Genomic DNA, 8,902 nt, shown 5'->3' with positions numbered 1-8,902 from the left:
CTTGCTCCGGGAAGTTCGCGAAGCCCACTTCCCGGAGCAAGGCCGCCCAGCCGGGCAAGGCCCCAGCGCGAGACCGTCCCGAATGCCTACCCGCACAGTGTGGCTACGAGTGGGATGGTCAAAATGGAGCAGATGATCGACAAAAACGTGCACTGCATCATGGGGCGTGCATCCTTGCCGTATTGTAGGCAGTACAGCGTACCGTTGCTGCCCACCGGCATTGCCATCTCGAGCACAAGCGTCGCGATAAACATGGGCGTCATGCCGGGCCACAAGCGCGCGACGGCAAGACATGCCACCGGCACGACAACCAGGCGAAACGCCACGGCGACATAGGCGCGCCAGTTGGTAAGCATCTCGAGCGGACGGTACTTGGCGATAGACGATCCCATGAGCAACAATGCCGCTGGAGTGGTCATGGTGCCAACAATGGAAATCGAGTCGCCCAACACGCCCCAATCGGTCCATCCGGTTAGCACGATCCCAAGCACAACAGCACTTGCAATGAGACCAGGACTCTTGCAGCAGGCGGCAATATTGCGCATCTGCTTTTTAAGGCCGCCATCCATTCCGGTAAATAACATGGCACCGACGGTAAACATAAGAAGGTTTAGGGGGATAAGCGCAATCGATGCATACAACAGTGCTTGTTTTCCCAACACCGCCGAAATAACCGGAAAACCGATAAACCCGGCATTACCGAAAAGCACGGCGAAGCGATACGAGCATTCTGTCCCTTTGGGAACGCGAAGAGCAGCGGTGACAGCAAACGCGATAACGGTCGCCACCACATACATCACAAAGGACAGACCCATGAGCGAAAACGTCTCGGCAATGCTCGGAAGCTTCACATCATCGCCCAGCGCTGACGAAAGCACCAAGCACGGTAGCGCCACCTGCAACAGCAGATGCGACAGCTCGCGCTCGAACTCCGCTTTCATAAACCCCAGCTTGGCGATACACCACCCCAACAAAATAGGCAGCGAAACCGTCAACATCTGAAGCGCCACACTCGTAAAGCTCATGCTTCCCCCTTATCTATTCCACGATATTTCACGAGGGCCGGGGCGCCTGCTTTGTTTTGAGAAGTGGGCTCCGCGAACTTCTCAAAACAAAGCAGGCACCCCGGCCCCGGCAATGTAATCTTGGCTGACCAAAGTTAGATGCACGGTTTTCAAGGAAGTAGCAGCCGTGTCCCCATTACATAAAAAAATATCAGCCCCCGCATATCGAAACGGTCGAGAGGGCCGCCTCCGGGCGGGGAGACCGTCCCGGATGCCTACCTACTCGTTGTCGCCCGCAGTCATCTGCGTTGCAGAAAGCGCGCCGTCGGCTGCAGTTGCGGCTGCGGCGTCGGGCCAGACCCAGTCGGTAAAGGCGGGGTGATCGTAGCCCTCGTCGCACGCGAACTCAAAGGCCTCGGTGCGGAAGGCCTCCCACTCATCAATCTGCTCGGCAAACTTATTGGCGTCGACCATGCGCAGCACGTCGGCGGCCAGGGCCCAGCGGTCCATGTTGTTCAGACGCAGCATGTCGAACGGCGTGGTCGTGGAGCCCTTCTCCTCGTAGCCGTGGACGCGGAAGGCGTCGTGGCCGGGGCGGTTCCAGATCAGGCGGCGAATCGTGCCGGCATAGGCGTGGAACGCAAAGAGCACGGGCTTCTCACCGCAGCCGAACAGCTCAGCCCAGCGCTCATCGCTGATGGCCTGGTCGTTCTCGCAGACGTTTTGAATCTTGAGCAGATCGACCACGTTAACGAACCACACCTTAATGCCTAGCTCGCGCAGCATATCGGTTGCAGCCAGGGCCTCAAGCGTCGGCACGTCACCGCACGTGGCAACCACGACGTCAGCCTCGGCGAGCGAGTCGGCAGTCGATGCCCACTTCCAGGTTGCGACGCCCTCGGCGAGCTCGGCGCAGGCCTCGTCAACCGTCTGGAAGGTCGGGGCAGGCTGCTTGCCGCAGAAGATGGCGTTGACGCAGTCAGTGGACTGGTAGACGCGCTCGGCCACAGCGAGGGCCATGTTGGCGTCGGCCGGATAGTAGGCATTCACGATGTGCGTGTCGTTGGCCTTGTTGAGCAGCAGGTCGATAAAGCCGGGGTCCTGGTGCGAGAAGCCGTTGTGGTCCTGACGCCAGACGTGGCTCGACAGCAAAATGTTAAGGCCGCTGATGGGGGCACGCCACGGAATCTCGCGCTTGGTAGCCTCGAGCCACTTGCAGTGCTGGTTGACCATGGAGTCGACCACATGGACAAAGCTCTCGTAGGAGCTCCACACGCCGGAACGGCCAGTGAGCACGTAGGCCTCGAGGAAGCCCTCGCATTGGTGCTCGGACAGCTGCTCGACGACCTTACCGGAGCCTGCCAGCAGCTCGTCGTTGGCCTCGTCCTCGTAGAAGCCGGCGTCCCACTGCTTCTTGGTCACCTTGTAGGCAGCCTGCAGACGGTTGGACGCGGTCTCGTCGGGACCAAAGATGCGGAAGTCATCCATGTTCTTGGCCAGAACGTCGGCAGTGTACTCACCAAAGACGCGGGCGGCCTCGGTGGAGCCCCAGCCATGACCCTTAGTTGCGACGGGGACCTCGTGGGCATGAATATCGGGCAGCTCGAGCTCGCGACGCACCTTACCGCCGTTCGCGTTGGGGTTGGCGCCGATGCGCAACTCGCCGGTCGGCATAAAGGCCGTCACCTCGGGGCGCACCTGGCCCTCGGGCGTAAAGAGCTCCTCGGGCTTGTAGGAACGCAGCCACTCGCGCAGCACGCGGAAGTGCTCGTGGGTGTCCTTGGCACTCGCCAGCGGCACCTGATGCGCGCGCCAGGAGTCCTCGGTCTTCTTGCCGTCGATGTGCTTGGGGCAAGTCCAGCCCTTGGGCGTACGGAACACAATCATGGGGTAGGCCGGGCGGACCACGGTCTCGCCTGCGGCGGCCTGGGCCTGCGCGGTGACCTTGATGTCACAGATCTCGTCAAAGACCTGCTCAAACAGGGCAGCGAAACGCGCATGAATGCTTGCGTGGCTCTCGTCGTCAAAGCCGGCGACAAAGAAGTGCGGCTTATAGCCCATGCCCTCAAAGAACTTGGTGAGCTCCTCATCGGACACGCGGGCAAGGATGGTGGGGTTGGCGATCTTGTAGCCGTTGAGGTGCAGGATCGGCAGGACGATGCCGTCGGTTGCCGGGTTCACGAGCTTGTTGGACTGCCAAGAGGTCGCGAGCGGACCGGTCTCGGACTCGCCATCGCCCACCACGGCCACGGCCAGCAGGCTCGGGTTGTCCATGACGGCACCGTAAGCGTGGCTGAGCGTGTAGCCGAGCTCGCCGCCCTCGTGGATGGAACCGGGCGTCTCGGGCGCAAAGTGGCTCGGGATGCCGCCGGGATAGGAGAACTGGCGGAAGAACTTCTGCAGGCCTGCCTCGTCATTGGTGATGTCGGGGCGAATCTCGCGGTAGGTGCCGTCGAGCAGCGACTGAGCAGTACCGGCGGGGCCACCGTGACCAGGGCCCATCAAGAAGATAGCATTCTGGTTGTGGTCGGCGATCAGTCGATTGACGTGACCGAACAGGAAGTTGATGCCGGGCGTGGTGCCCCAGTGGCCAACCAGGCGGTGCTTAACGTCCGGACGACCGAAGTCGCGCACCTCACCGGTTTTCTCGTCGACAAAGTCGGGGCGCATTAGCGGGTTAGAGCGAAGGTAGATCTGACCGACGGACAGATAGTTCGATGCGCGCCAATACAGGTCGACGCCCTCGAGCTCGGAAGCCGGCACCTCGTGGCCCAGCTTTTGCCACGGCGTCCCCAGTGTTTTAGCCATTGTTTATGTCCCTTCGCTGTGCGGTCACCCTCCAATACGGCAACCTTTCGTTGGGACCAGTATATTTGCTAAAACGTTTTATCATGGTGAAAAAACGTTTTACCACCCTTATCAATCCCATCGATTAGCAAAACGCGACATTCACCTGCGGCGTTGATTGTCACAGGTGCTCCACATTCGGTCTCTGCAAATTGGTAAACGTGTTTAGTTGTGTTTAGTAAGCTCGAGCACGCTGTCCTTAACGATAAGCTCCGGCTCCAGAACGACCTCTTCGGCACGCCTGCCGCCCCTACCGGCAAGACGCTTGGACATGCAGCCAAAAGCATGCTCCGCAAGGACACCAGGGTCCTGCTCAATCGCGGTCAGCGCCGGCTCAAAGAGAACGTCGGCCGCCGAGTTGTCATAGCTCACCACCGAGATATCGCCCGGGATGCTCTTCCCCATCTCGTGTAAGCGCTTGAGCAAACCGAGGGCAATGTTATCTGAGCTTGCGAACACGGCAGTGGCGTCAGTTGCGAGCACTGCCTCCGAGGCCTCGTATGCGCTCGGAATGTAGTACTCGCTCTCAAACTCCAAACGCGCGTCGATCGGCAGGCCAACCTCGCGCAGCGCGCGCTCATAGCCGGCAAGTCGCTTGCGACCCGTATTGGAACGGCGGGCATTAACCAGGCAGGCAATACGGCGGTGGCCTTGCTCGATCAGATAGCGGGTGGCCATATAGCCGCCCATCTCGTGGTCGAACATCACCTTGTCGCACTCGAGCCCCTCAATGGCACGGTCGACCATTACGGCCGGGATGGGCAGGTGGCTGACTTCTTCGCGCAGGGCGCGGTCATCGGAGAACTCGTCACCCACCACCAGGAAGACGCCATCAACGCCGCGCGTCACCAGCTGGCGCAGCAGCTCCAGATCGTCATCGGCGCTTCCGCCCGAGCTGGTAATGAAGAGCGCATAGCCGTCCTCGCGGCAGCGCTTTTCCAGGCTACCGGCGAGCGAGGCAAAAAAGCGGCTCTCGATGTTAGGGACGATAAGGCCCAGCGTGCGCGACTCGCGCATGACCAGGCTGCGCGCAATCTGGTTGGGAACATAGTGGTTGCGCGCCGCGACCTCTTTGATGAGCTTGCGGTTTTCTTCCGAGATGCGACAGGGCCGATTATTGAGAACAAGCGAGACCGACGAGGGGGAAAGCCCCACCTCCTGGGCGATCTGCTTGAGGGTGACTTTGTTGGCCATCTCGCTCCTTCCGGGTTTACGCGCAATCTCTTGAAAGTATAGCGACTACCCCTCTACCTCGGTGATAAACACTTTACCAATCCGGTGGACGGCTGTTTTATCGCCGCCAGCGCACCAAATCCGTCCGGGTGGGGTATATTGCAATCGATTGATGACAACGACCACCAAAAGGCGGATATTCGTATGCACGAGAACGATTTTTTTAACGAGGACCTGCTGTGCGCGCTCGCTGGCGTTGCCGGCGAGGACAACGTGCTGATGAGCGAGCCCATGCGCGAGCACACCACGTTTAAGATCGGCGGTCCGGCCGACGTCTTTGTCACGCCCGATACTGAGCAAGGCCTCGTCGCCACGCTCGATACCTGCTATCGCTGCAATCTACCACTCACCATCGTGGGCAACGGCTCTGACTTGCTCGTCGGCGACAAGGGCATCCGCGGCGTCGTCGTAGCGCTGGGCGAGGGCCTCTCCGACATTACGGTCGACGGCGCGCACGTCACGGCGGCAGCCGGCGCCTTGCTTTCCGATGTCGCAGCCGCGGCAGCCGAGGCCGGCCTTACCGGCATGGAGCCCATCTCGGGCATTCCCGGATCGGTCGGCGGTGCCTGCTACATGAACGCCGGAGCATACGGCGCCTGCATGGCCGATGTGCTGGAGTCCGTGCGCGTCTACAAGCCCGCCCGCATGCTCGACGACGGCACCCGCGGTAGCGGCAGCATTATCGAGTTCGATGTCGATGAGCTCAACCTGGGCTATCGCAAGAGCCGCATTGCCGACGACGGTTTCATCGTGCTTTCGGCCACTTTCAATCTCGCCCCGGGCAACGCCGCGATGATCAAGGCCGACATGGACGACTACCGCCAGCGCCGCGAGGACAAGCAGCCACTCGACATGCCGAGTGCCGGCTCCACCTTCAAGCGCCCCGAGGGCCACTTTGCCGGCAAGCTCATCATGGACGCCGGCCTGCGAGGACACGCCATTGGCGGCGCGCAGGTGAGCGAAAAGCACTGCGGCTTCATCGTCAACGCCGACCACGCCACCGCCGCCGATGTCGACGAACTCATCCGCCACATCCAAACAACCGTCAAAGACCAATTCGACGTGGACCTCGAACCCGAAGTCCACCGAGTCGGCGAATTCCTCTAAAAAAGAAGGCCCCGAAAGGGGCCTTCACCATATTTATTCAGATAACCCAGTCCGGTGTGTCGCGCCCCGAACCCAAGAGAGCCGGGACTGTCCGAGAGGCATAAGGTTGATCGCGAGTTCCGCACGAGCCGGAGAGCACTTAATGTGCTCTCCGTGCGAGCAGGACTGTCCGAGCAGGCAACCTTATGCCTCTCGGACAGTCCCGGCCCAACTTGCGTTACGACAGCGCAATACCGCCAAGCCAGCCCCAACGCACGCCAGAGCCAGTACCATAGAAGCTAATAAACGAATCAAGCGACTTAGACGTAATGGCACCCTCGTTGCTCATAACGATGCCGCCGCCAACGTAGATACCCACATGACCGTAGATAAGGCCCGGAGCACCCGTGCCGCTGTGCGAGGAATCGGCCACGATCATGCCCACCTGCAGCGCCGAGCGGTCGGAGCTATAGCACCAGGCGTTGAACATGTCACACGCGTTGCCGCCAAAATAGCCCACGCCGGCATTGCGGAAGACATTGGTAACCCACGCCGCGCACCAGTTCTGACCCGGCGAAGGCGTGGAGTAGCACGCGTTGACGACGGCCTGCTGCTTGCCCGAGCCGGCATTCTGCTGCGGAGTTCCGGGCGCATACGATCCACCGCCCGAGCTCGAACCACCCGAGTAGGAATTGTTCTTGTTCGCGGCAGCCGCGGCAGCGGCAGCCTTCCTAGCGGCCTCCTCAGCCTGGGCGGCAGCGAGGATCTCGGAATCGCGCTGAGCCATGAGCTCCTTGACGTCGTCGGAAAGACCGTTCAGCACGGTCTGGACTTCTTGCTGCTTGGCCTGCATGTCCTGCATCTGGGCAGTCTGCTGGTCCTTGAGCTTCTCTAAGTCGGCCTTCTGCGACTCGAGCTCGGTCTTTTGCGCATCGAGCTCTTCCTGGATGGTCTGAATGTCCTCGATGGCGTCGCGGTCGCTCTTGTTGATCTTCTCAACGTAATGCGCGTTGGCGACGAGTTCCTCAAACGAGCCAGAGGCCAGCAGCAGCGACAGGATGTTCGTGCCGCCGGACTTGTAGCTGGCGGCCACGCGATCGGAAAGGTCGTTGCGCTTCTTCTTGAGCTCGGCCTTCTTTTCATCGATCTGGGCCTGCGTGTCGTCAATCTTGCCCTGGACATTCTCGATGTCGTTGAGGGTCTGGGCATTCTTGTTGGCCAGCGCCGCATACTCATTTGCGATGCTGTCGAGCTGGGCCTGAACCTCGTCGAGCTGGGCCTGGGCGGCATTCAGTTTATCGGTGGTTTCTTTGGAAGCCTCCGCCGCATGGGCGCGAGCGGGCAGGCCAAAAAGAACTGCCGCAGAAGCGGCGCCGAACAGGGCCTTGAGGGCAGTGCGGCGCGAGAGCTCCTGGGAAAGGATGGAATCGCTGTTTGGTGACATATGTACTCCGTTACATGCTTATTTATATGTCGCTCAACTCATACATATTAGCGTACATATGGCGCGTCCCAACGATTTCCACGAACGGCAGGAAACTGCAAGGTCGGCGGCTCGTAAGCAAATACCAAAGATCAGGTTATGCGCACGCAAGCTCTGTTATGAGTACGTTAACATAATCCTCTGCTTTTCCTACAGCGCACGATTTGGGCGTCCCCGCCTGCGCTATACTCCCCTCTAGAAGTGTTCCTGATTCGATAGGAGACTACATGTCCAAAGCACTCGACCCCAAAGACACCTGCGTCCTCGTTACCGGTGGCGCCGGCTTTATCGGCTCGCACACCGTCGTTCAGCTGCTCGAGGGTGGCTACCAGGTTGTCGTCGTCGATGACCTCTCCAACTCCAGCGCCGTTGCCATCGACCGCGTCAAGACCATCGTGGGCGACGAGGCCGCCAAGAACCTCACCTTCTACGAGGCCAACGTGCTCGACCGCGATGCGATGAACAAGATCTTCGATACCCACCAGATCGACCGCGTCATCCACTTCGCCGGCTTTAAGGCCGTTGGCGAGTCGGTGAGCAAGCCCGTCGAGTACTACCACAACAATATCGAGAACACCCTGGTGCTCATCGATGTCATGCGCAACCACGGTTGTAAGTCCATCATCTTCTCGAGCTCTTCGACCGTCTACGGCGATCCGGACAACCCACCCGTCACCGAGGAGGATCCTAAGAAGCCCGCGACCAACCCCTATGGTTGGACCAAGTGGATGATTGAGCAGATCCTCATGGACGTCCACACCGCCGACCCCGAGTGGGACGTCGTGCTGCTCCGTTACTTCAATCCCATCGGTGCCCATCCATCGGGCCTGATCGGCGAGGACCCCAAGGGCATCCCCAACAACCTGGTGCCCTACGTCGCCCAGGTCGCCGTCGGTAAGCTCGAGGCCGTTCAGGTCTTTGGCAACGACTACCCCACCCCCGACGGCACCGGCGTGCGCGACTACATCCACGTGTGCGACCTGGCATCTGGTCACGTTGCCGCCCTCAACTGGATGAACGGCAAGACCGGCGTCGAGATCTTTAACCTGGGCACCGGCACCGGCACCTCGGTACTCGAGGTCGTCGCCGCCTTCTCCAAGGCCTGCGGCAAGGAGCTGCCCTACGTGATTCGCGAGCGCCGTGCCGGCGATATCGCCGCCAACTGGTGCGATGCCTCCAAGGCCGAACGCATGATGGGCTGGAAGGCCCAGTACGACATCGCGGACATGTGCCGCGACAGCTGGAATTG

General features: G+C 60.5%; 6 protein-coding genes. 2 read left to right on the top strand and 4 right to left on the bottom strand.

The annotated features are described in order from the left end of the window. Positions 1–86: 86 nt before the first annotated feature. The 3 genes from DWW73_RS09435 to DWW73_RS09425 all read right to left on the bottom strand — a co-directional run bounded on the left by DWW73_RS09435 (position 87) and on the right by DWW73_RS09425 (position 5,045). Entirely contained in the window at positions 87–1,025 is a 939-nt protein-coding gene (locus tag DWW73_RS09435; protein ID WP_117779430.1) for an AEC family transporter, read from the bottom strand. Between the two features lie 258 nt (positions 1,026–1,283). Continuing rightward, positions 1,284–3,812 (bottom strand): phosphoketolase, encoded by a 2,529-nt coding sequence (locus DWW73_RS09430; RefSeq protein ID WP_117779429.1) that lies wholly within the window; start codon positions 3,810–3,812, stop codon positions 1,284–1,286. Positions 3,813–4,016: 204 nt separating this feature from the next. Next, positions 4,017–5,045, bottom strand: coding sequence for a LacI family DNA-binding transcriptional regulator (locus DWW73_RS09425; RefSeq protein ID WP_089573627.1), 1,029 nt, complete (start codon positions 5,043–5,045; stop codon positions 4,017–4,019). A 183-nt stretch (positions 5,046–5,228) separates the two neighbouring features. On the opposite strand from DWW73_RS09425, the gene murB reads away from it, so the two are divergent. After that, complete coding sequence (murB, locus tag DWW73_RS09420) at positions 5,229–6,191, top strand: UDP-N-acetylmuramate dehydrogenase (protein ID WP_117779428.1); 963 nt, start codon at positions 5,229–5,231, stop codon at positions 6,189–6,191. Between the two features lie 217 nt (positions 6,192–6,408). Here murB and DWW73_RS09415 read toward each other — a convergent pair whose 3' ends face one another. Further along, positions 6,409–7,614, bottom strand: a complete 1,206-nt coding sequence (locus DWW73_RS09415) for a hypothetical protein (RefSeq protein ID WP_006235871.1) — start codon at positions 7,612–7,614, stop codon at positions 6,409–6,411. A gap of 266 nt (positions 7,615–7,880) precedes the next feature. Between DWW73_RS09415 and galE the strand changes: the two genes are divergently transcribed. Next, positions 7,881–8,902 (top strand): UDP-glucose 4-epimerase GalE (gene galE / locus DWW73_RS09410; RefSeq protein WP_233509185.1); only part of this gene is annotated, 1,022 nt, incomplete at its 3' end.

The organism is Collinsella sp. AF16-8, assembly GCF_003462695.1.
Classification (GTDB): Bacteria; Actinomycetota; Coriobacteriia; order Coriobacteriales; family Coriobacteriaceae; genus Collinsella.
The sequence above is the reverse complement of the archived record's forward strand: the minus strand, read 5'-3'. Positions and strand labels throughout refer to the sequence as shown.